The sequence below is a fragment of the Methanobacterium congolense genome (genome assembly GCF_900095295.1).
In the GTDB taxonomy this organism is placed as follows: domain Archaea; phylum Methanobacteriota; class Methanobacteria; order Methanobacteriales; family Methanobacteriaceae; genus Methanobacterium_C; species Methanobacterium_C congolense.
This window is the reverse complement of record NZ_LT607756.1, coordinates 2,347,502-2,369,900: the sequence shown is the minus strand read 5'-3', so window position 1 is coordinate 2,369,900 and position 22,399 is coordinate 2,347,502. Positions and strand designations below refer to the sequence as shown.

The window sequence follows — 22,399 nt, the reverse complement described above, 5'->3', positions numbered from 1 at the left end:
AGGTTTTCCAGTTGGTGAAATTAACCCATATCCACCTCGTTACCGCCGGACCTCAATTTCTTCTTGTTCACCCAGACAAAGCCGTTATCTGCAGTTATCACCGCAACATCCACAGGGCCTCCAACTCCAGGCATGTCCCCAGGATCTGCATTTATTCCATCTGAAAATCTCTGCATTGCAGCTGTTGTCTGTATCATGAGGGTGCAGAAGTCCACAGCATCCTGCAGGGTCATTGTTCCCCATTGAATTGCATATTCAAGGCCCTTAAGCTGTTCATACATCTGAGCATCTCCAATCTTTGCTGCAACATCCTTGGCAAAGGGCACGTTACCTATCCTACCATCAAAGCCCAGAACTATCCTTGAAACAACGTCCCCTTGCCCTATCCAGGAGCTTCCATACTCGTTGTTCCGTTCCTTACTGTTCCTCCTTCTCTGGACTTCACCAGGTATCTGGCAACCGTAAACTTCGTGGGAGCCGTCCCTGTTGTAACCTGCTACCAAAAGTTCGATGAGGTCCACACCAGCCATTCCATCCTCAATTGTCCCCTGGGGGGTTTTGAAACGGAACTTCAGGGCGTAATTCTCCCTGTGGATCTCCTGTAACTGGCATCCCTTTGCCTTGAGGTCGTTTTCTATGTTGGCTTTTGCAAGGTCAAGCTGTTCCTGCCAGTGGTACTTGGTGTTGAAGAGGTTGTGAAGCTTCCGGGCCACCTCTTCAACTTCCATCTTCTCGATCTTGGAGGTTCTCTTGAACTCCTCAATGAACTTGCTTATGTTCTTGAGCACTCCGTCATCTGCAAGGAATGCCAGTCCGGTTATTCCAACTCCAACGCGCTTGTTTATCTGGAAAAGTTTTATAGCATTGTCGCTGCCGATACGGGCCATTCCTTTAAGGTTCCTGTAAGACTGACGGCTGTCTGCAGCCAGGACTATACCCTCAGGTGTTGTTGTGTTTATTACAAGTGACATGTTCCATCTCCTTCAAACTCATACCTACAAAATTTAGTTATTACTTATCCCTTTGTTTAAATTAAAAATCTGTGGTTATGGAATATGTTGCATGTCGCTTTTAAATCATTCCTTTTAGAATTTTCAAAGAAGAACATGTTTTTCTCAATTAGGGAGGTTCAAGGATATGAGAATATTTTTTTTAGGATGTTCAAAAAAGGCATGAAGTTGCAGGATCAAAAATTCCATAACCACCTCCAACCAAAATACATACTGATGGTAAATCTTAAAGTTCTCTCATCACGTGACAGTGAATACTTCCTTGAAACAGATTCATTTCACGAGCTTTGCCATGCCATGAAGCATTTAAAAAAAACAAAAGGGAGAATTTTACTTGTTTTAGGGGCACCAGGCACAGGTAAATCTGCCAACATATATCAGGCCATATCGAGATTGGGCCTTGATTTTTACAACACATTCATATTTATAGATGCTAATACCAAGCCTTCAGAGGTGTTCAATATATTCTGGGACACCATAGAAAAGGATATGGGCGTCAAATCCAAGGAAGAAACCTATAAAAAGGTAGCGGCTTACGACGTAGTTTTATTTGCTGACCACTTCCTTGATTCAGAGCACATAGACAGTACTAAAATGGGCTTGGGGTTATGGACAGAAGAGAATGGGCCTGGAACATTTTCTTTATATTTTATGGTGCTGTACGAGTACCTGAAACACAGGGGGGACCTGAAAAATATCAACCTGCTCTTCCAGACATCGTGGGTCGTGAAGTTCAGGGGAGTGAGGTACGACATCCTCACAGATTTCCATTTCATATCAAGATTCCTGGTTTTTATCCTGAAACAGTTCTTCGATGTGGTTAGAATATCCTACAGCCAGGATGAAATCAGGGAAATAGTTAGAAACCATCCTTTGGCAGGTAGTGATGAGGAGATTGAGGAACTCATTGAAAAATATGGTAAAAGGCCCCGTTTTATATTTGAAGCCCTGGAAAACCAAGCGTAGTTACCATACATGGGGAATTAACCTGTATCTAACCTTCTTTTTGTAGTCTGCGTATCCTTCCAGTTCCTCAGTCAGCATCTTCTCCTCGCCCATGGTGCGGAGAACCAGGGACAGGGACATCAGAAGGCCTATGATGAACCCGTAGATTGACCCAAGGAGAAGAGGACCACCTAAGAAGAATAAGATACCTCCAAGGTATAAAGGGTGTCTTATCCACCCGTAAACTCCAGTGGAAACTACTTTTTGACCTCTTTCCGATTGTATTCTCACAAGGGGTGATAGGTAGGTGTTGTCCATGTAAGATTTTAGGAACAGGTAGAAACAGCCCACTAGAAAGATGAGTCCAAGTGCTTCCAGGTAAAATGGGAAATTTGGGATCCATGCGTATTTTTCGGCATCCATGGGCATGATGAGAAACCATGCCATGAATCCCAGCACGAGGAGGTACATGAAGTACCTGTCCCATCCCTTTTCACCAGGGGTTCCAGGTTTTCTGTACCTTTCCATGAGCAGTTCCGGATCGTAGAAGTACATGTAAAGGAATATGGTGTAGGTCAGGGCCACAAGCCACAGTCCAAAGATCCATCCCTGGATCCAGAACCAGTTACCTGAAGTGTAGAGCAGGGCTACTGGAAGAAGGAGAACACATACCATAGCCAGGGATATCCTGATTTTGGATGGTTTATAGGTAGGCATGTGATGGCTTCCCTTTGTTTAAAATAAAATCTTGATTTCAATAGGTTCTTTGTTCCTTGGAATATTTAGAATTTTTTAAAATCTTTTAAAATCAAAATCATTGAATGCATTTCATAGATTCTGCAAGGTATTTGAAGGTAAAATGAGAATGGAATGATTAAAATGTTCTAAAACCTTAAAAATAAATTTATAGACTTTCTAAACTTTTCTAGATGATGGCCATGTCATGCTGGCGCTGAGCTGATCAAAAATAATTCAAAAAAGTAGTCAATATTTTTGCTATCACTATATAGAGCGACGTATCAGATTTCATTATTCCGTCTAAAAATCCATGTTTTACTTTATTTACTTCTATACTCCATTTTTTAAGCAAAATTTCCTTTTAAAATCCTTGAATATTATTTCTGGCTCTGGTTAAAAAACAACCCTACACTCTCCTTTTTACCTTTGAAACTTAAAATGCTGGACCTTTTCATCGAACAATATAAATTTCTTAATAAACTATATGTGAAAGTTTAATTAAATAGTAATATGGTTGAGGTTTTGGAAAAGCTTAGGGGACAAAAAACATGGTTGATAACTATAAAATACCGCCTTTTCTTAATCAAATTTTGATAATATCTGTTATTATACTGGCAACCATTGGAATGAAGTATATTTCTCCGATTCTGGGGCCTGTACTCATCTCCATTTTCATTAGCATACTCATCTACCCCTTTTTGATGTGGCTTAAGAAGAAGGGATTTTCTTACAATGTGTCCATTCTCATAACCCTGGCTTTAACATTTGTTCTGGGATTGGGCTTGTTGGCAATTATGGTAATGAGTATAAGTCAGCTGGTGGCAGCAGTATCAACCATAACCGTCGATCCCAATTCTTTCCTTGCCACCTACGCCAACCAGATCATCAAGTTCATATTCTCTAACATACCTCTGGAAAACATCGCAGGGATCATAGAGATGGGATTCTTCCTGATATTCGCTGTCATGTTCCTGATATATGAACTGCCCTATGTTAAATCCCGATTGATAAAGGGGTTGGGTGAAAATAGTCTTACATTGAAACATACCTTTGATCTGGTTGCTGATTTCATTGAATACTTCGTGATCAGGATAAAGGTGAACCTTTTGGCAGCAGTTGGATTTGTGGGTATTTTCTGGCTCTTTGATATCAATTTTGCTATTCTATGGGGAATACTCACATTTGTACTGGGATTCATACCATACATAGGGATCATAATAGCTGCCATACCTCCAATCCTGGTGGCTTGGGCTAAATATGGTATAGGTGGAGCAATCGCCATAGCCATCCTCTTTGTGATAGTTAATACCATTGCAGAAAGCTATGTGTTCCCAAAACTCACAGGTAAAGGGCTTCAAATGTCTGTTTATGTGGTGTTTGTCTCATTGTTCATCTGGGGATGGATTTTAGGGTTTGCAGGAATGTTCCTGGCTGTGCCATTAACTCTGGTGGTTATCAAGTACCTGGAAAACTTTCATGAAACCCGCTGGCTGGCGCTGCTCCTGACCACCGACGATGAAGCAGAAAAGGAAGAGGAGGATGAAAAACCTTCTTAAATTTCATTTTTTAATGAAAATCATAAAAATAGTTTAATTTTAAAAATAAGATAATTTAGTTTTAAAAACTTTTTAAATAATTTATAAATTCAATATAACAGTTTTTTTTAAATGATTTTGAATAATTCTGAAGAAGTAGTCGATATTTTTGCTATCACTATATAGAGCGGCGTATCAGAAAACATGATTTTTGATAAAAAGGCTTATTTTGATTAAAAAATCTTTTAAAATATTTATTTTCAAAAAATTTCCTTAAAAAATCCTTTAAATCTCTATAAAAAATATAATGCAATGATTAAATAGGTTTGCATTTCAAATGATCCTTAGTTTCTTCAAGGATTTTCCAGTGTCCAGAGTTCATTATCTTTTTCCTTGTCAAGACTCTTTTTTGGTGTCCATCATCAATTATGAGTACTCCCTCGGGTTTGGTGATTCTCTTGAGCTCACCTAGAAATGTGGTTGGGTCCTGGATCATGAAGAACATGTCCAGTGCACAGACTCTATCTGCAATCCCGTCGGGAAGGGGACAATTGTAGCCTTTAATAAGTACAGTTTCCACATTTTTAAGCCCCATACTATTTATTTTCTTTTGCACAGCATCTATGGCCATTTCATGGATGTCTGCACCGTAAACTTTCCCCTGGTCCCCAACGAGTTTGGCTAATTCTGTTGTGTAGCGTCCGGGTCCGCATCCGTAGTCCACCACGGTCATTCCCTTCTCTATATCGAATGTTTTCACCCTTTTCTTGATGTAGGGATGGATAAAATCCATTATTTTAAAGGTCAGGTTCATGAACTTGAATGAAGTGTTGGACATTCTTTCTTTAGGCAGTGTGATCACCTTCTATTAAATTGCAGTGGGTTAAAACTAGGAATATTCTGCAATTCATTAGATAAATCGTTTTTTGATAACAATTGATGGCGTCAAAAATAGGTGTTCAATGATTATGATAGATTTTAAAATGAATTTCAGAAGAGAAGTAGTCGATATTTTTGTTGTCACTGTATAGAGCGACGTATCAGAAAATAGGAATTTTTATAAAAATCCCGATTTTGCCAAATACAGTTCTTTATTCTGTATTTAGCTTAAATTTCCTAATTTAAAGGTTTAATGATTAATTGTCCTTATTTTAAATTTTCTTCTGGAAAATTTTCTGTACATTGCTTCGAATGAAAAGGAAAACAGAACTGCCCCAGCAAGAACAACTATTGTTAATGGAGAATGGAAGAGCTCGTAATAGGCCAAAACTGAAAAAGAGAACATGCAGCCCAGGATAGCCAGATAAATAATGGATCTGTGAGCTCGGGTTTCATTGCACAGTTTAAGGTGGGCAAGATTAACCCCGGTGTAAATGAGTAAAAATGCTGCGCTGCCCATCATAGCAATGCTACTCAGGTTCAAGAAAAATATCAGTGCGATCACCAGCCCACTGGTAATGAGAAGGCCTTCTTTACCTTCCAACCACAGTTTTCTCCTGAAAAAATGGGGTAATTCTCCTTTTTTGGCCATGAGGTAACTCACATTGGCCCCACCATATAAAGTGGCATTTATAGCAGAGGATGTGGAAAACAGTGCAGCCAAAACCATGACTGTGAAACCCAAAGAACCAGCAAAGGGTTTTGCTGCTGCTGCTAAGGCATAATCTGATGTTTTACCTATAGTGGGGATGGAAAGATTCCCAACCACTGAAATGGAAACCAGTACATAAATCAACATAACCATTATGACGGACAAATACAAAGCCCGCGGTATATTTTTACGAGGATTTTCTATATCCTCTGCTGTGTTGGTAATTAAACCAAAACCCTCATAACCCAGAAATAAAAGAGCTGCTGCTGTTAGTATGGTGCCCATGTTAATCTGTGTTGAAATAGTCAGTAACGAGGGTTTAATGAAAAATAGGCCAACCACTGCAAATACAATCAATATGCTTACTTTTATCCCAACGATGAGAGTTTCTGATTTTCCAACGGCTTTAGGGCCCAGAAAATTGATCAAAGTGAATATGAGGATTATGAGAATTGCAAAGACATCCACTCCTATTTTAAATAATTCCTGGGGCAGGAAGGTAGCTGCATAGCTTCCAAATGCTTCTGCATAAACTCCTAAAACGAAAACATATCCGAAATAAAGTAAAAAATTGAATCCTCCACTTAAAATTCCGTCCCCAAAGCCACGGATTAAAAATTCAACTGGGCCGCCGGCAGAGGGGTATTTTGATGAAAGTTTAGCATAGGAATATGTGCTTAAAAGAGCGATCACTCCTGCGAAAATGAAGGACAGATAAACCAAGTTTCCAGTTATTTTGGCTGCGATACCCAAAACAGAAAAAATACCTGCACCAATCATCCCACCAATACCTATGGCCACAGCAGACCACAGACCAATAGTTGAAGTGTTTTTTTCTTTTTTCATAGGTAACCTACCCTATCTACGTGTGTATTTGAAATATTTCAGAAAACTTTCTTAATTATGAACATTATTTAATTAATTTCAAAAAATAATAAATATTTTTGTTAACAGATTAGTTTGAGAAAAAAATAAAAGAGGGGAATGAATGGTCAAGGTTAACACTATGAAATATGAAGAAGCAAAGGATGGACCTGGAAAAATCGTTTTAGCAACTCTAATCTTAGTGGCAGGGGTGGCCAACCTTAATCTATCCGTTGCAAACGTAGCTCTTCCTTCAATAGGGCTTGCTTTTGATGCTTCGCAGGTTCAGTTAAATCTCATTGCTGTAGGATATTCTCTGGGCCTTGCTGCATCTGTGCTGTGGTTCGGTGCTCTAGGTGATCACCATGGCCGAAAATTAATGTTAATTGCAGGAACTCTCCTGGCCATACCCTCCTCTTTAATGGCAGGTTTTGCGCCAACGGTGGAAGTCCTGATCATGGCACGTATCCTAGGTGGATTGGCTGCTGGAATGGCTTTTCCCACCACTCTATCCTTGATTGCAGCATTATGGTCTGGTCCTGCTAGAACAAAATCCATAGCACTGTGGTCAGGTATAGGGGCTGCCATTGCAGCACTTGGGCCATTACTCTCAGGATACATACTACTTTCCCGGGAATGGGGTTATGTATTCCTAATAACCGTGCCTTTAGCAATTTTAGCGTTGTTCATGGCTATTAAGTATGTACCCTCCCATGTGAATGAGACAAAGGATCCCTTGGATAACCTTGGTGGAATGTTATCTCTTCTAATGCTTGGAGCATTGATCCTGGCCATAAATTTTGCTCCAGTTCCAAATTCAGGTAATTTAGTCATTACACTGTTATTAATGGCTGTAATTATGGGATTTTTATTTATCATACGTCAAAAACGTGTTGAAAATCCCCTCTACGATCTTGAAGTAGCTGGTCGGAGAATATTCTGGGTAGCTGCCTGTGCAGGGATAATCGTTTTTGGATCACTCATGGGGGCAATGTACGTGGGACAGCAGTTTTTACAGAACGTTCTGAATTATTCAACACTTGATGCAGGATTAGCAATTTTACCTGCAGCTCTATGTATGATACTGGTGGCACCCCAATCTGCCAGACTCGTAGAATCTAAAGGGGCCAGATTTACTCTTCTGGTGGGTTATCTATTCTGTTTGTTGGGTTTTTTTGCAATGCTACTGCTATGGAAGGACAACATCCCCTATTGGAAGGTGGGATTGGCCTATGCATTGGTGGGTGTGGGTGTGGGATTGGCAGGAACCCCTGCTTCACATTCTCTGACGGGCTCTGTACCTGTTGAAAGAGTAGGCATGGCCTCAGGAACGGCAGATTTACAGAGGGATTTTGGTGGGGCCATCATGACATCCATATTTGGGGCCACACTCACAGCAGGTTATGCCCATGCCTTCGCTGCACAAATAAGTAATCTATCCACCACAGCCCAGCAGAAGATCTCCGGCACCATAGAGGTGGAGTTACAAAAATCCTATGCAAGCGCAGCCACAATGGCCCAACAGCACCCAGCATACTCGAAACAGATTATGGCTGCAGCCAAATCCTCATTTTTGGTGGGAGATCAGTGGACCTACCTCATTGGAATTATGGCCATTCTCCTTGGAGCTGCAATTATCTTCTTCATATTCCCTAAAAAAGACGAAGAAAGATATTTACTGAAAAAGTATCATGATGTTGATGAGCAAAGTTCCTCTCAAGGTGTTGATGGGAAACAGAAGTAACATCAGATGGATAAAACCTTTGTAAAGGTTTTTACTGTTATGAAAAAGATGATCCTGGAATGAGCGAATATCATTAATGTATTCATTCAATAAAAGTTATAAAACAGCTTAATTCTTAAAATAAATGAAATTTGCCGTTAAAATAGTTCTTAATATGAAATCTTGAATAATTGTTGAAATAATTCAGAAGAAGTAGTCGATATTTTTGCTATCACTATATAAAGCGACGTATCAGAAAACACGATTTTTGATAAAAAAGATTATTTTGATTAAAAAAGTTTCAATAATGCTTATCTTTTGAAAATTTCCTTAAAAAAAATCGTTGAAATCATGTCCTCTTTATTAAGTATTTAAAAATTTGAGATACAGAGATAGGTACGCCAGAAAAATTCCAACGTTGAAAAAGAGGCGTTGCCAGAATGCCCCCTGAAGAAGAGATAGTCCACAGTAACTATAATAATAGCTACAATAACTACTAGATAAAATTTTAATGGACATTTCTACCATTCAACCACCTTTTATCTAAAAACTCTTCTTTAATTTTAAATTTAGATTTTTGAACTGTTGGCAAAGGGGTGTATTCACGGCTGTATCAGCTCTATCTCCACACCATCTGGACCCTCTAAAAAGGCCACTTTAGGACCTCCCGGTGGACCAATGTGGCCTCGGGTTAATTCAACACCTTTGGCTTTTAATTTAGCGATTTCTTCAGCCATATCTTCCACTTCTACACCGACCATGTAAAGACCTTTTTTGCCTTTTTCACCTTCTACGAGTTCTATGGTGGCTTCTCCTTCACCTTTAAAGAAGGCTATGGTTAAACCTTTTACTGGGCTAAAACGCCTTACTTCTTCCATTCCCAAGACATCCGTGTAAAAACTGGCAGATTCGTCCAGATTTTCCGCAGCAACAACGCTGTTTTTAACCTTCATGGAATTCCTCCCACTCCTCACTGATATTATTATTTATTTTTAGACTCTAATTAATACACTGTTTTTAAATGATGAACTCCATATAATGAAACTGGTGATACAATGGAATTCCAAAAATTGGTGCAACAAAGGTTTGCTTCTCGAGAATATGAAGATAGAAAAATTGATGATGCTCTGATAGATGAAATACTGGAAATGGTAAGACTTTCACCTTCTGCACTGAATATGCAGCCATGGAAAATAAAAGTGGTGGCAGATGATGACTTGAAAGAACAGTTATACGATAAATCTTTTTATCAAAGCCAGATAACCAAGTGTTCCCATGTGCTGGTGTTCTGCGCCAACAGAGATCTCCAGGGACAGATAGAAAAGATAATTAATGGTATGAAGGCTGCTGGAGTTCCTGAAGAACAAATAAACAGGTATAAAACAGCCACCCAACTGGTGCTCAGTGGCTCTGAAGAATCAGTGCTCTGTGAAGCACAGAAAAACGTTTATATTGCAGTAACCCAGGCTATCTATGCTGCCAAATCCTTGGGAATAGATTCCTGTATTGTACAGGGATTTGAACCTGCAGCTTACTCTGAGATTTTGGAACTACCATCTAATCTGGTGCCAACACTCCTGGTTACATTGGGGTATGCTGCTGATAGTCCAAGGCCCAAAGTTAGATTCCCTAAAGAAGATATATTCTTCTAAATTTACTATTTTTAAAATTAAGTTAATTTTTATTTATTTTTTGAAGTAATTAAATTTAGATTTAAAAGAAGTAGTTGATATTTTTGCTATCATTATATAAAGCGACGTATCAGAAAACACGATTTTTGATAAAAAAGATTATTTTGATTAAACAAGTTTTAATAATGCTTATTTCTAAAAAATTTCCTTAAAAATTCCTTTAAACATTCAGAAACAGACGATGAAATGATCATGTGGATTGTTAATTGAATAAATAAATCAGAAAAGTAGGTGCTCGATATTTTTCCTATCACTATATAGAGCTACCTATCAGATTTCATGCTTTCGCGTAGGAGTCCAGCTTTTGACTTATGTGCTGATATATCTCCTTGGTTACTCCAACTTTCCTTATAAAATCGTTGGAATATTTTATGTCCCCTCTTCGGGGGTTGTCCTGCCTCATGACGTACATGCAGATGGCGGTTATGATCATCATTGGGTCCGCAGTCCTGCCCTTACCTGCCCGGTAGAGCTTCCTGAAGTCGACCTTGGATATGATCTCCTTGGCCCTGTCCTTTTGACCTCCACCCACTGGTAGAAGGACTTCGTCTCCTTCCTCCCTTTTGGTTAAAACCAGGGTTGGGCTGTGCCCTGTCATCATGAAGTTGCTGGCCACCACACTGAGTTGGGCCATTTTCTTCTGCTGACGGAAGTCTTCCTCTGCAGTTTTCTGATCGTAGGGTTTGTACTTCTCGTACTTCTTTATTTTGTTCTCCATTCTCCGGATCTTTGCATCGTCGTCAAGGAAAACGTGTTTTCGTTTTGGCAATTTATTGTCCCCTGATACACTATGTTTAATTATTTTTTAGAATTTGAGACCTTATAATGGTTTTTGAGAATTTGAATATTATGTAATAGTATTAGCTTTATTAATAAGAATGTACTAACAATACTCGGTGTTTGTATGATTAGAAAGAATATTGAAGAAATAACTGAAGAAGATTTACAATCCCTTGTTGAGGATGAAGTCTTAGAATCTAGAACGATAGAATACAAAAGTGCGTTGAATATTGGTCGTGATAAAGATAAAAGAGAATTTTTAGCTGATGTTTCTTCATTTACAAATGCTAGTGGGGGAGACCTCATATTTGGAATAAAAGAAAATGATGGGATCCCTACAGAAGTTGAAGGTATTCCTGTTGATAATTTAGACGAGCTAAAAGGCAAGATCGAAGATTTGATCCGGAATGGTATTGAACCCAAAATGCCTCCAGTACAATTTAAAGATGTTAAACTTTCCAATTCAAATATTGTATTGGTACTTAGAATTCCTAAAAGCTGGAGAAGCCCACATAGAGTTATACTGAAAAAGGATTACAGATTTTTCTCAAGAAATTCACATGGGAAACAATCTTTGGATGTTGAAGAGATTAGATTGGCTTTTAATTTCTCAGAAACATTTACAGAAAGAATTAAAAAATTTAGGGAAGATAGAATATCAAATTTAATGGCAGGAGAGTCCCCAGTACCTCTTGAAGAAGGAGCAAAATTTTTACTTCATTTAATACCTGTTAATTCCTTTAACGTAGGTCAAAATTATGAAATTGAATCAATTATTTCTGATATAAACAAATTGAAACCTATTTATGGTGCACCTGCATATCGAAGATATAACATAGATGGATTTTTAGTTTATGATTTAATTGGTGAAAAAGCGGATTCTTATGTTCAGATTTACAGAAATGGAATTATTGAAGCTAGTGTCACCTCTTTAATAAATAATCCGGAAAAATTATTTACCCGAAGCCTTCATGAAAAACAGTTAATTCGATCTCTTAATTCCTATTTAAATATTTATAATGAACTAAATGTGGAATTACCTGTTTTTATATTCTTGACAGCATTGGGGGTGAAAGGTTTTGCAATGTCTCCTCATCCAAGGTCATTTCCAATCAGATTAAATCCACCAAATGTTATTGACAGAGATGTTCTACTTTTACCAGAACTATTAATTGAAGATTATGAGGTTAAAACCTCAAAAATCTTAAAACCATGTTTCGATTCTGTATGGAATGCTTGTGGACAAGCTAAATCGCCCAATTATGACGAAAATGGAGATTGGAAACCAGAACAAGAGTAAGTTGTAATCCCATAATCTTTGTAATTCCTCTTATTAGTAATAGGGATCATTGCTACCCGCACAACCTTCTAAAATATTTTTTATGGATTTAAATCCTTCTTTTAATAGATTGGAATTCTGAGACTTTAATCGAGATTCAACAGATCCTTTATTATTCCACAAATTAAGTTGGAATATGAAATATTAAAACAGCTAATTTAACTTCTCGATTGGGATCACCATTGATATGGAAGCGATAGTTGAACCAAGACTCGTTTTCATCATTAAGATGTTTTAAATAGTTAGGATGTTTTGCTGTGAATTTTTTAGTCTTTTCAAGAATAGATGAAATTTTTTTATTCCTTACAAAGATTATTAAAGCGGATTTAGAATCTCTCCAGGTTAAATATCCAAGTAACTGATCAATTGACTCTATATGATTAAGTTCACCTCTCCAAATTTTACATTCTGCAACAAAAACATTTGAATTTCCATGGCGAATTAAAATATCAGTTTTACCTTTTTTATTAAATGTCTCTCCAGTTGCGGATAACTCATTAGAATTTTGTAAAGTTAATAATAAAACATCTCGCAGTCCTTCTTCATCTTTATCTATGTTAGTTGAAGGATATCTTTCCATACTCCGTCCAGTGTTAAATATTGTATTTAGAATAACATGATAAATATCTTCACCAAGTGGCTCTGGATCAGTTGCATGTTTTTTAAATTCAAGATTTGATAGATTTTTTAGCAAATATTGGATATCTCTTTCCATATCTTCATAAAGAGAAGATATATATTCTCTTCGAGAATCATAGCTATATAATTGAGTTTTACCCTTACGGTATTGATAAAAGTCGTTGAGGGATTCAAAAGTATTTTGATGAATTAAATTAATTTCATATCTTTCTAAAAAGCTCAAATTTGACTCTATATTTTGATATAATACTTTATAATCGCTTTCAAACTTCTCTAAGTATTCTTCGGGAGAAAACATATATTCTTTAGGCCTACTGGTCGAGGAGTCTTTCATAATACTTTGTATTCTTATAATATCTCTCTTTAATTGGATTAAGGTTTTATTTATGATTTGCTTCACTTTTTGACTCATTAAATCACTTCATATAAATTAAATTCTCACTTCAACACCCTTCTCCTTCAAGTAATCCTTCACCACATACACAGGATACTCGTTGAAGTGGAAGATACTTGCAGCAAGTGCTGCATCTGCTTTACCCTTGGTGAATGCTTCGTAGATATGTTCTGGGTTACCTACACCACCCGAGGCAATCACAGGTATGTCCAGGTTTTCGCTCATTGCACGTGTCAGCTCCAGGTCGTAGCCGTCCTTGGTACCGTCCCTGTCCATGGATGTTAGGAGTATCTCTCCAGCTCCCCTTCCCTGGCATTCAGATGCCCATTTAAGGGCATCTATTCCTGTGAATTCTCTGCCACCGTAGATGCTGCAGTCGAACCAGCAGTAACCCTTTTCAGTTGCGATGACGGTCTTGTCAGGTGCATCCTTTGGATCTGAAACGTAGCGTCTCTTGGCGTCTATGCCTATGACACATGCCTGGCTTCCAACCACCTTTGAGGCCTCATTTATGAGGTCCGGGTTGTGGATTGCAGCGGTGTTGGTTGAGCATTTATCTGCACCTGCCCTGAGCATGTTCACGTAGTCTGCTGGTTTTCTTATTCCCCCACCAACACAGATTGGCACGAAAACGTTCTCTGTTGTGGCCTTTATAACATCTGCCATGGTTTCCCTGCGTTCGTGTGATGCTGTTATGTCCAGGAACACTATTTCATCTGCACCATCCTCGTAGTATCGGGTTGCAAGTTCCACAGGTTCCCCGGCATATCTTATCTGTTTGAATTCCACTCCCTTGACCACACGGCCGTGGGGGACCTGGAGGTCGCAGTCTAAACATGGTATGATTCTTTTGGCAAGCATTTTAATCTCCTGATTTGAATGATGATCCTATTGGATCTACATGATGGTTAATTCTCATGAATAAATTCTTTCCAAACCCTTTAATATCTATCTTATTCTCTCTCAACACAAATAGTAATACTTATACCTATTCAAGCTAAACATCACAAGTAAAACTGAACGGAGGATAAATAATGGATTTAAAGGATATAATATCGAATTCTCTTGATTTTCCTATTTACAATAAGGAACATGTGAAAAAGTGGCTTATTTTTGGATTGATCACTCTGGCAGGTTACCTTCTAATACCCTTAATATTCGCTGCCGGCTACCAACTTAGGACAATCAGAAAAACTATTGAAGGAGACTCAGAGCTTCCAGAATTCAATGAATGGGTTAAGATGTTCACTGATGGATTTAAAGTAATTGTGGCCCAGTTGATATACTATTTGGCACCGTTAATCTTCATATTTGCAGGAGTGGTATCCTTTTATATGGGGAACGGCTGGGGGATGCTGCTTATTTTAGTTGGAATAATTCTTCTCATACCTGCACTGATGCTTTTCGCCATTGCAATATCTAACTTTGCTTATCATGGAAATTTTGGTGCTGCTTTCGACTTGAAAGAAATATTTCAAAGGATAAAAACAATTGGTAAGGGTAGATTTATCCTTTGGTGGATTGCAACTATTTTAATTGCAATTATAATAGCTGCTCTTGGAGAGTTCATCAATATAGGTAGTAGGGCAATTGGCTTTTTCCTTGTACCTTTGATATTTGATTCATTTGTAGCTTTATTTGAAGCTAGATCTCAAGGACTGATATATAGGGATTCTTTAGATGGTACTGAGGAAGTTCTTGTTAATGAAACAGAATAAAACTGACTTAGTTTAAGGTGTGTTTAATCTTTAAATTCAGATCATCTGCAACCTCACCTTTTTTTTACACGAAATTTATAATGCACATGGAATCCTACAATCTCTAAGAATTAAAAAAAATATGATGTGATAAAAGATGGAAAAAACAGCAGAAATAATCCCCTTCTCAGAGGTAACCAAGTTCCACGGCCATGTGTGCCCAGGTTCAGCCATAGGCTATCGTGTGGCTGAAATAGCAATCAAGAATCTGATATCTCCACGTGCAGTTGATGAAGAACTTCTTGCAGTGGTTGAAAATGACAGTTGCAGTGTCGATGCAATTCAGGTTGTTACCGGCTGTACAATGGGTAAAGGAAATCTTATATTCAAGGATTACGGTAAACAGGCATACACCTTCATGAACAGAAAAACAGGTGAAACAGTGAGGATAGCCCTCAAGGAGAGCATTGAAACTTGGAATCCAGAATTTGCAGCTGCAAGGCAGAAGGCATTCTCTGAAGGTGCAACCCCTCAGGATAAAAAAGAATTTGAAAGGATAAAGAATGAAATCACGGATAAAATACTAACGGCACCAGCAGAGGAACTTTTCCAGGTTGAAAAGGTTGAAATGGAGTTTCCAGAGGAAGCAAGGATATTCAATTCTGTTGAATGTGCGAAGTGTGGGGAAATGGTTGCAGAGCACCGTGCACGTATTGAAAATGGTGTGATCGTTTGCATACCTTGCTTCAGTGAGTATTCAAGGAACTAAAAATTCCTCTTTTTTAATCTCCCACAAACTTTATGAGTGAACAACGTTATATTGAATGAACACCTAACTGATTATGAATAAGATTTATTTTTCATGGGCCTGTAGTCTAGCCAGGAATATGACGTGGGACTTCGGATCCCAAGGTCGGGGGTTCAAATCCCCCCAGGTCCGCTAAAATACGAATTAAGATTTTTTATAAACGTTTTATAATATTTTGATTCATTTTAATACGTTAAAATAATTATTAATTAGAATATATTGTTTTTTAATCAAAAAGTTCATTTATCTTTTCTAAAACTTCCAAATACTCCTTCAAATTCCTCAAATTTCATGAATTAGAATGTCTTAAATAAGATTTTGGTAATATTTACCAGTGTTGAAATATGGAATTATCCACTAGGATGGAGGAAGTTCATGACTAAAGGACAATTTTCACCTATTTTTGTATCCCATGGGGCTCCAACAATGCCCTTAGAAGATATTCCTGCCAAAAATTTTTTAATGAAACTTGGAACCCTCTACAAAAATGTGGAGGCGGTTCTATGCATCTCTGCACACTGGGCAACATCCCACCCAGTAGTGAATGCAGTTGAAAAACCTGAAACAATACATGACTTCTACGGATTTCCCAGTGAACTCTACGATATAAATTATCCTGCAGCGGGTTCACCTGAACTGGCTGAAAGAACCGCAGAACTTATAAAAGCTTCGGGAATACCATGTGCAATTGATGAAAACCGTGGCCTCGACCATGGCGCATGGGTGCCCATGAGGTTGATGTTTCCAGATGCAGACGTGCCTGTTGTCCAGTTATCTATACAGGAGCATCTTGATCCATCAAGACATCATGATCTTGGACTTGCAATAGAGGAACTGTCCAGTGAAAATGTTCTGATAATTGGAAGTGGAGGTGCCGTCCATCCGTTAGGTTACGCACCCCTGGGCCCCGGTGCAATAACAGACACTTGGGCAGTTGAATTCGATGATTGGCTCACCAGATCCGTGCAGCATGGGGATGAAGACGCGCTTAAAAACTACCGTAAAATCGCACCCTATCCTGAACGTGCACATCCATACCCCGACCATTTCATGCCCCTTCTAACAGCCCTGGGCGCTGCAGGTAAGGGTGCAACTGGTGAAATGATCCACCACAGCTGGTACTGGGGAGACCTTGGAATGGCAGCTTATAGATTCGGAAAACCATGAATTTTAATTAAATTTTTTTAATCAATTGAATGTTTAAAAATACCCAATACAAAAAAATATCTTTAAAATGTTTTCATGAAGGAGTTTAAGATGGAAAAGAAGATACTTGGAAAACATGAATCCTTCTGGATAGACACGACTCCAGAAACAGATTTTCCCGAGCTTGAAGAGGGATTGTATGTTGATGTTGTTATTATCGGTGGTGGAATAGCAGGTGTAACTACTGCAGCACTTTTAAAGGATGCTGGGAAGAAAGTGGTTGTTTTGGAAGCAGACAGAATAGTTAAAGATGTCACTGCTGCAACAACAGCTAAGATAAGTGTTTCACAGGGGTTAGTTTATCAGGAGTACACATCTAAATTCGGTGAATCTCAGGCCCAAAACTATGCTCAAGCCAATAAAAATGCAGTAAAAATCATAAAACGTCTTGTGGACGATTACAGTATAGACTGTGACTTTGAAGTAACTCCCTGTTATGTTTACACCACATCAGAAGATCTAGTTGAAAAACTCAAGTTAGAGGCAGAAGCTGCACAAAAGATTGGAATAGCTGCGGTTTACACGGATGACATTCCCCTCCCATTTGAAACAGTTGGTGGGGTGTTGTACAGGGATCAGGCCCAGTTCAATCCCAGAAAATACATCATAGGGCTTGCAGAGCATGTTGAGGGAGATGGAAGCCACATATTCGAGAAAACAAGGGTACTGGACGTGAAGAACAACGCTCCAAATGAAGTCATAACTGAAAAGGGCATTCTAAAGGCAGACCAAGTTGTTGTGGCCAGCCACTTTCCAGTTTACGACCCAGACAACATTTACAGCCAGCTTGAAACAGCCAGATCCTATGTCATGGCATTTTATCCCAAGCAAAACTTTCCAGAGGGAATGTTCATAGATATGAACCCTATCCACACCTACAGAACAGTTTCAACTGACAAAGGAAGGTTAGTTATAGTTGGTGGGGAACATCATCCTGTAGGAAGGGTTGAAGACACCTTCAAATACTACAAAGATCTGGAAGAGTATATAAGAACTCATGTTGAAGTTAGATCCATTGAATACTCATGGTCCAGTCAGGACATCTACGTTTCAGACGGAGTTCCAGTTGTTGGACAGACATCGGAGGATGGAATCTACATTGCAACGGGATTCAGGGCGTGGGGAATAACCAATGGGACCAATGCAGCGATCCTAATAAGAGACCTTATACTGGGAATAGAAAATCCAATGAAGGAATTCTTCAACCCACTACGGTTCAAAAATCAAGAAACATCCAAGAAAATTATGAGATATGAGAAACATATCTCTAGAGAGGTTAGATGGCCTGTATGCCTCGAGGTCTCAGACTTCCCAGTTGAAAGTGGAAGGATAGTTGAAACTGGAACAGGAAACTTCGCAGTTTACAGAGATGTAAATGGAGAACTTTTCGTTCTTCAAGCTGGATGCACCCACAAGGGATGCACACTCTCATGGAATAACGCTGAAAAAAGCTGGGACTGTCCATGTAATGGCTCAAGATTTAATTTCAGGGGAGAAGTTATCCACGGGCCGGCTGTAAAGGGCCTTGAAAGGATAAAAACAGAAAAGAGTGGGGGATGTTAAAGGTGGATGAAAAAAATTACAAGATCAAGATCATGAAAAACGGCCCATACATAGTTTCAGGTGGAGTACCACTCTACAAGATGGCTATAGGCACTGATGATGATGGAAACTCCTACCAGTGGTGTTCAAAGGAAGAAGTACCTTGTGGAGGTACCTACGCCCTCTGCAGATGTGGTCAGTCAAATGACAAACCCTTCTGTGACGGCAGTCATGTTAAATCAGGATTTGACGGCACTGAAACAGCCAGCAGAAATCCCTACATGGATGAGGCTATGGAAACAGATGGTCCAACCATTAAGTTACTGGACGTGTGGCCACTTTGTGACCATTCACGCTTCTGTATGAGGGCTGGAGGAATAAGAAAGCTCGTTTCAGAATCTGATAACCCTGAGGCCAGAAAAATTGCTGTAGAAGAGGCTGAAAGCTGCCCATCAGGTAGATTGGTTCTGGTTGATAAGGAAACAGGTGAAAAAGTTGAACCAGAATTTGAACCTTCTATAGTAATGGTCCATGACCCTAATAAGGACTGTGAAGGTCCAATCTGGGTTAGAGGAGGAATTCCAATAGAATCGGAGGACGGCCACACGTATGAAATCAGGAACAGGGTAACCCTCTGCCAATGTGGTAAATCCGAGAACAAACCTTTCTGTGACGGCAGCCATTGGATGTCACCTGAAAAGAAGAAAGAATGGCGGGCCAAATGGGAATAATTCTTATAAAAACTTATCTGAGGTAGTAAACATGTTTGAAACCAAAATTGAGCCAAAAAATTTACTTATAAGAACTGTGGATCCAGAGTACGCATTTAAACTCATCAAAGAAGAAGGTTCAGAATTTACAATAATCGACCTCAGGAGTTCTGAGGAATTTAAGAAGGGACACATCGAGGGAGCAGAGAATATGGATGTTTATGCACCAGACTTTGAAGAGAAGCTGGACGAAATTGACAGGGAGAAGAAGTACATAATCTACTGCGGAACTGGGGTCAGAGGCACCAGAACCATGAATAAAATGGAAGATATGGAATTTAACGAGGTTTACAACATCCTTGGAGGATTTAAAGGTTGGGAAGTACACGAACTGCCGGTTGTTGAATAAAGATATATATTTTTTATTTTTAATCAAATTTTATCTTCAATTTCACTACTTACTTTTAATTAAAATAGTTCTATTCTTTAATTTTAATTATAAAAAAAGAATTTAAGGTTTAAAAAGATTTTAAGTTATTTCAATCCCTTTCAATTGCTTCATTGAAGAATTCAGGCACGAGGGATTTGTAAAGCTTATTTCTGAAGAGCATTTTTATGTTGCCGTCAAGCACGTAGGTTTCACAGTAATCATCCTCGGCACGCATTCCCCTACCGTAGGCCTGTATAAGGGTCATAACGGTTTTGTAGGCGTACCACTTAGGGTCCATGTCCTTTCGTTTTTTTATCTGCCTGTCGCCAAGGTATGGGAAGGGCACCTTATAGATCACCTGGAACTGGCACTTCTCGTAGGGCAGGTCCACTCCTTCACTCATGGATGGGCTCACGAGCACAAGCGGATCCCTGCTTTTCTCAAATTCATGGAGTTTTTGCTCCCTGTTCTTACTGTCATGGCTCATGAGACGTTTGTCCTGAAGGTGGTTGATGATGTATTCCTGGCACTTGTAGTTGTGGGTGTGTATAAGTCCTTTCTCTCTGTGATGGTGTTCAAGTATCTTTTCAAGTATTGGAATGGTTTTAGGGGCTGTTCTTCTTATTGCCCGCTGTGAGAGTGGTCCAACACTCTTGATGTGAACTGGCCTTGAGCTCACAGGGAAGGTGCTCTTTATCCGGAGGAAGTAAACCTCTTTAGGGTCTATTCCAAGCCATTTGCAGAAGAGTTCATGGTCCAGGATGGTTGCACTCATGAATATGCAGGTATCAGCGTACTGGAACAGTCTTTCGTTGGCATAGACATCCACCTTCAGTGGTTTGAAGGAAACAGAACCAGGGCTTGTGTCAACCACCCAGTTTTCTGGATGGGCTTCAAGGTTGCTCATGAGCTCGCTGAGTCTGCCCTTTGTCCTGTTGATCCTGTCGGCCTTGTTCTTTGGCAGTTCCTTAAGTCCCATGTCCTTGTAAGAACCATATATAGACTGAATGAAAGCTGTCCAGTCCTTCGGATCGTCGTATCCCATCATGTTCTGAGGTATGCTCTTTTTAATATCATTACGCAGGCTTCTGTTGTAGATGTTCAGTTCCATTCTGCGCATGAGCTTGTCCTCGATGTTGTGGGCCTCATCGAGTATCATGAGGTTCCTCTTCCCGAAGTGCTTAACGTAGGCAAGCTCAAGGAGGGCGTAATCATAGTTCATAAGGGTTATTGAACTTTCAACTGCCCTGGCCTTCTGCCTCCAGTAGTTGCACTGATCAGCTGATCTGAAGTGAATCGGAGTTCCGTAGGCATCTTCAAATGCAAATGGTCCCTCTTCGTACTGTGACTTGGTTATTCCAAATTTACAGGCAAAATTCTGGGAGTTTGGCACTGTTTGACAGGTTCCAATGTCGCAGGTGTCCACAAGACCGGTGTCCTTGCAGCTGAAGTTTCCCCTGCCCTTCACCATGGGGTATCCGAACTCCTCAGCGTACTGTCGCTGGAGCTGCTTGGTCATGGTTAATATGTATGCAGGTTCGTATATCCTGGCGAGTGTTGTGGCGATTGCAGACTTACCTGTTCCTGTACCTGCCTCAAGGATTATGTAACGGTAGCCCTCATCTATGGCATCACTTATCCTGGATATTATGTCGAACTGATTATGCCGGGGTTCTGAGAAAGGGAAATTCTCAATTATTTCATCATCAACATCAGGGTAGAGCCTTCTCAGCTCTGAAACATTGTTATTTTTAGGGGATGATTTTTTTGCACCTTCCGACCCATTTTTAGGGCAGATGCATCTTGCCTTTATCATCCCGCACTTCTCACAAAAAAAGCCATTTTCCATACACTTATATTTTTGTTGATGGTATAAATAGTTGAAAGCTTAAAGAAGGTTTTATAAAAGTTTGTATGGATAGATCGAAGTATTTATCATAATTCTATCTCATTTTAAAAGTTTTATGAACTTCCAGAACAACACAAGGTTTGCGTGCAGAATATGAAGAGTGGAAAATTAATAGGAATAGGTGTGGGTCCTGGAGACACGGAACTCCTGACCATAAAGGCGGATAAAACATTGAAAAGTGTCCCTGTGGTCTGCGCACCAAGATCATCAAGTTCAAAGCCAAGTCTGGCACTTTCAATAGTTCAACCAGTTCTCGATGAACGTGAAGAAGGATACGAGGTAATGGAACCCCTTTTCCCAATGATAGAGGATAAAAATGAGCTTGAAGGCTACTGGGACCATGCTGCAGATGAAATGGCCCAGAGGCTCAACGAGGGTATGGATCTGGCATTCATAACCCTGGGGGATCCAACGGTCTACAGCACATTTTCGTACGTTTCAAGCAGGTTGAAGGCCATGGGATTTGAAGTGGAGATAGTGCCCGGAGTAACATCCTTCACAGGCTGTGCAGCAGCTTCAGGGATTCAACTTGCAGATAAGGATGAAATCATAGTCATAGTACCTAAAGTGGATGAACGGCTGGCCCAGATACTTCCACACGGGGACACCTTCGTTATAATGAAGACTTCAAGGCATTCTGATGAACTGGAACGGATCATATCTGAAGATAACCGTGATAAGAAAGTAATGTCCGTTCAGAACTGCAGTATGGAAGATGAGAAGGTTTTTGAAGGGTTTGCAAGTGATAAGAAGTACCTTTCTACCACAATAGTTAAGTTCAGCGACAAAAATTAAGGCCTGGAAATTTTTTAAAATTTTTAATATTTATTAAATCTACTTTTTTTTAA

General features: G+C 39.4%; 21 protein-coding genes and 1 tRNA gene. 13 read left to right on the top strand and 9 right to left on the bottom strand.

Annotation, left to right across the window (positions count from 1 at the left end):
- Positions 1 to 20: 20 nt before the first annotated feature.
- Positions 21 to 971: a hypothetical protein gene (locus tag MCBB_RS11355; RefSeq protein ID WP_071907866.1), complete on the bottom strand. Its 951-nt coding sequence runs from the start codon at positions 969 to 971 to the stop codon at positions 21 to 23.
- 255 nt (positions 972 to 1,226) lie between these two features.
- Between MCBB_RS11355 and MCBB_RS11350 the strand changes: the two genes are divergently transcribed.
- Complete coding sequence (locus tag MCBB_RS11350; RefSeq protein WP_071908095.1) at positions 1,227 to 1,976, top strand: hypothetical protein; 750 nt, start codon at positions 1,227 to 1,229, stop codon at positions 1,974 to 1,976.
- On the opposite strand, the gene MCBB_RS11345 is transcribed toward MCBB_RS11350, so the two are convergent.
- The gene (locus MCBB_RS11345) at positions 1,977 to 2,672 is read right to left on the bottom strand and encodes a methyltransferase family protein (RefSeq protein ID WP_071907865.1); all 696 of its coding nucleotides are present in this window, start codon (positions 2,670 to 2,672) and stop codon (positions 1,977 to 1,979) included.
- 569 nt (positions 2,673 to 3,241) lie between these two features.
- On the opposite strand from MCBB_RS11345, the gene MCBB_RS11340 reads away from it, so the two are divergent.
- Positions 3,242 to 4,249 (top strand): AI-2E family transporter, encoded by a 1,008-nt coding sequence (locus MCBB_RS11340; RefSeq protein ID WP_071907864.1) that lies wholly within the window; start codon positions 3,242 to 3,244, stop codon positions 4,247 to 4,249.
- Positions 4,250 to 4,544: 295 nt separating this feature from the next.
- Here MCBB_RS11340 and MCBB_RS11335 read toward each other — a convergent pair whose 3' ends face one another.
- Together MCBB_RS11335 and MCBB_RS11330 are read right to left on the bottom strand one after the other, a co-directional pair.
- Entirely contained in the window at positions 4,545 to 5,066 is a 522-nt protein-coding gene (locus MCBB_RS11335) for a class I SAM-dependent methyltransferase (RefSeq protein ID WP_071907863.1), read from the bottom strand.
- Between the two features lie 291 nt (positions 5,067 to 5,357).
- Positions 5,358 to 6,665 carry an APC family permease gene (locus MCBB_RS11330; protein ID WP_071907862.1) on the bottom strand — a complete coding sequence of 436 codons (1,308 nt, stop codon included), beginning with the start codon at positions 6,663 to 6,665 and terminating at the stop codon, positions 5,358 to 5,360.
- 142 nt (positions 6,666 to 6,807) lie between these two features.
- Here MCBB_RS11330 and MCBB_RS11325 point away from each other — a divergent pair, with 142 nt between their 5' ends.
- A complete protein-coding gene (locus MCBB_RS11325; protein ID WP_231916366.1) occupies positions 6,808 to 8,427 on the top strand; it encodes an MFS transporter in 1,620 nt (539 codons plus the stop codon).
- A gap of 581 nt (positions 8,428 to 9,008) precedes the next feature.
- Here MCBB_RS11325 and MCBB_RS11320 read toward each other — a convergent pair.
- The gene (locus MCBB_RS11320) at positions 9,009 to 9,359 is read right to left on the bottom strand and encodes a VOC family protein (protein WP_071907861.1); all 351 of its coding nucleotides are present in this window, start codon (positions 9,357 to 9,359) and stop codon (positions 9,009 to 9,011) included.
- Positions 9,360 to 9,461: 102 nt separating this feature from the next.
- Here MCBB_RS11320 and MCBB_RS11315 point away from each other — a divergent pair, with 102 nt between their 5' ends.
- Positions 9,462 to 10,058 carry a nitroreductase family protein gene (locus tag MCBB_RS11315; protein WP_071907860.1) on the top strand — a complete coding sequence of 199 codons (597 nt, stop codon included), beginning with the start codon at positions 9,462 to 9,464 and terminating at the stop codon, positions 10,056 to 10,058.
- Positions 10,059 to 10,374: 316 nt separating this feature from the next.
- On the opposite strand, the gene MCBB_RS11310 is transcribed toward MCBB_RS11315, so the two are convergent.
- Positions 10,375 to 10,866 carry a hypothetical protein gene (locus MCBB_RS11310; protein ID WP_071907859.1) on the bottom strand — a complete coding sequence of 164 codons (492 nt, stop codon included), beginning with the start codon at positions 10,864 to 10,866 and terminating at the stop codon, positions 10,375 to 10,377.
- A gap of 135 nt (positions 10,867 to 11,001) precedes the next feature.
- On the opposite strand from MCBB_RS11310, the gene MCBB_RS11305 reads away from it, so the two are divergent.
- Positions 11,002 to 12,177, top strand: a complete 1,176-nt coding sequence (locus MCBB_RS11305; RefSeq protein WP_071907858.1) for an AlbA family DNA-binding domain-containing protein — start codon at positions 11,002 to 11,004, stop codon at positions 12,175 to 12,177.
- A gap of 163 nt (positions 12,178 to 12,340) precedes the next feature.
- Here MCBB_RS11305 and MCBB_RS11300 read toward each other — a convergent pair whose 3' ends face one another.
- Positions 12,341 to 13,267, bottom strand: coding sequence for a hypothetical protein (locus MCBB_RS11300; protein WP_071907857.1), 927 nt, complete (start codon positions 13,265 to 13,267; stop codon positions 12,341 to 12,343).
- Between the two features lie 18 nt (positions 13,268 to 13,285).
- Positions 13,286 to 14,110, bottom strand: coding sequence for an imidazole glycerol phosphate synthase subunit HisF (gene hisF, locus MCBB_RS11295; RefSeq protein ID WP_071907856.1), 825 nt, complete (start codon positions 14,108 to 14,110; stop codon positions 13,286 to 13,288).
- Positions 14,111 to 14,283: 173 nt separating this feature from the next.
- On the opposite strand from hisF, the gene MCBB_RS11290 reads away from it, so the two are divergent.
- The 7 genes from MCBB_RS11290 (at position 14,284) to MCBB_RS11260 (ending at position 19,621) form a co-directional block, all read left to right on the top strand.
- Positions 14,284 to 14,967 (top strand): DUF4013 domain-containing protein, encoded by a 684-nt coding sequence (locus MCBB_RS11290; protein WP_071907855.1) that lies wholly within the window; start codon positions 14,284 to 14,286, stop codon positions 14,965 to 14,967.
- 136 nt (positions 14,968 to 15,103) lie between these two features.
- Positions 15,104 to 15,715 (top strand): FmdE family protein, encoded by a 612-nt coding sequence (locus MCBB_RS11285; RefSeq protein ID WP_071907854.1) that lies wholly within the window; start codon positions 15,104 to 15,106, stop codon positions 15,713 to 15,715.
- A 95-nt stretch (positions 15,716 to 15,810) separates the two neighbouring features.
- Positions 15,811 to 15,886: transfer RNA gene (locus tag MCBB_RS11280), tRNA-Arg, on the top strand.
- A 243-nt stretch (positions 15,887 to 16,129) separates the two neighbouring features.
- Positions 16,130 to 16,921, top strand: coding sequence for a DODA-type extradiol aromatic ring-opening family dioxygenase (locus tag MCBB_RS11275; RefSeq protein ID WP_071907853.1), 792 nt, complete (start codon positions 16,130 to 16,132; stop codon positions 16,919 to 16,921).
- A 90-nt stretch (positions 16,922 to 17,011) separates the two neighbouring features.
- Positions 17,012 to 18,523 (top strand): FAD-dependent oxidoreductase, encoded by a 1,512-nt coding sequence (locus tag MCBB_RS11270; protein WP_071907852.1) that lies wholly within the window; start codon positions 17,012 to 17,014, stop codon positions 18,521 to 18,523.
- Positions 18,517 to 19,233, top strand: coding sequence for a CDGSH iron-sulfur domain-containing protein (locus MCBB_RS11265; RefSeq protein WP_071907851.1), 717 nt, complete (start codon positions 18,517 to 18,519; stop codon positions 19,231 to 19,233). The genes MCBB_RS11270 and MCBB_RS11265 overlap by 7 nt, the downstream gene beginning before the upstream one ends.
- A gap of 31 nt (positions 19,234 to 19,264) precedes the next feature.
- Entirely contained in the window at positions 19,265 to 19,621 is a 357-nt protein-coding gene (locus MCBB_RS11260; protein ID WP_071907850.1) for a rhodanese-like domain-containing protein, read from the top strand.
- 130 nt (positions 19,622 to 19,751) lie between these two features.
- Here the strand turns inward: MCBB_RS11260 and MCBB_RS11255 are convergent, their stop codons facing one another.
- On the bottom strand, positions 19,752 to 21,491 hold the full coding sequence (locus MCBB_RS11255; RefSeq protein WP_071907849.1) for a helicase C-terminal domain-containing protein: 1,740 nt from the start codon (positions 21,489 to 21,491) through the stop codon (positions 19,752 to 19,754).
- Between the two features lie 153 nt (positions 21,492 to 21,644).
- Here MCBB_RS11255 and cobI point away from each other — a divergent pair, with 153 nt between their 5' ends.
- Positions 21,645 to 22,346, top strand: a complete 702-nt coding sequence (gene cobI, locus MCBB_RS11250) for a precorrin-2 C(20)-methyltransferase (RefSeq protein ID WP_071907848.1) — start codon at positions 21,645 to 21,647, stop codon at positions 22,344 to 22,346.
- The last annotated feature ends 53 nt before the right edge of the window (positions 22,347 to 22,399 follow it).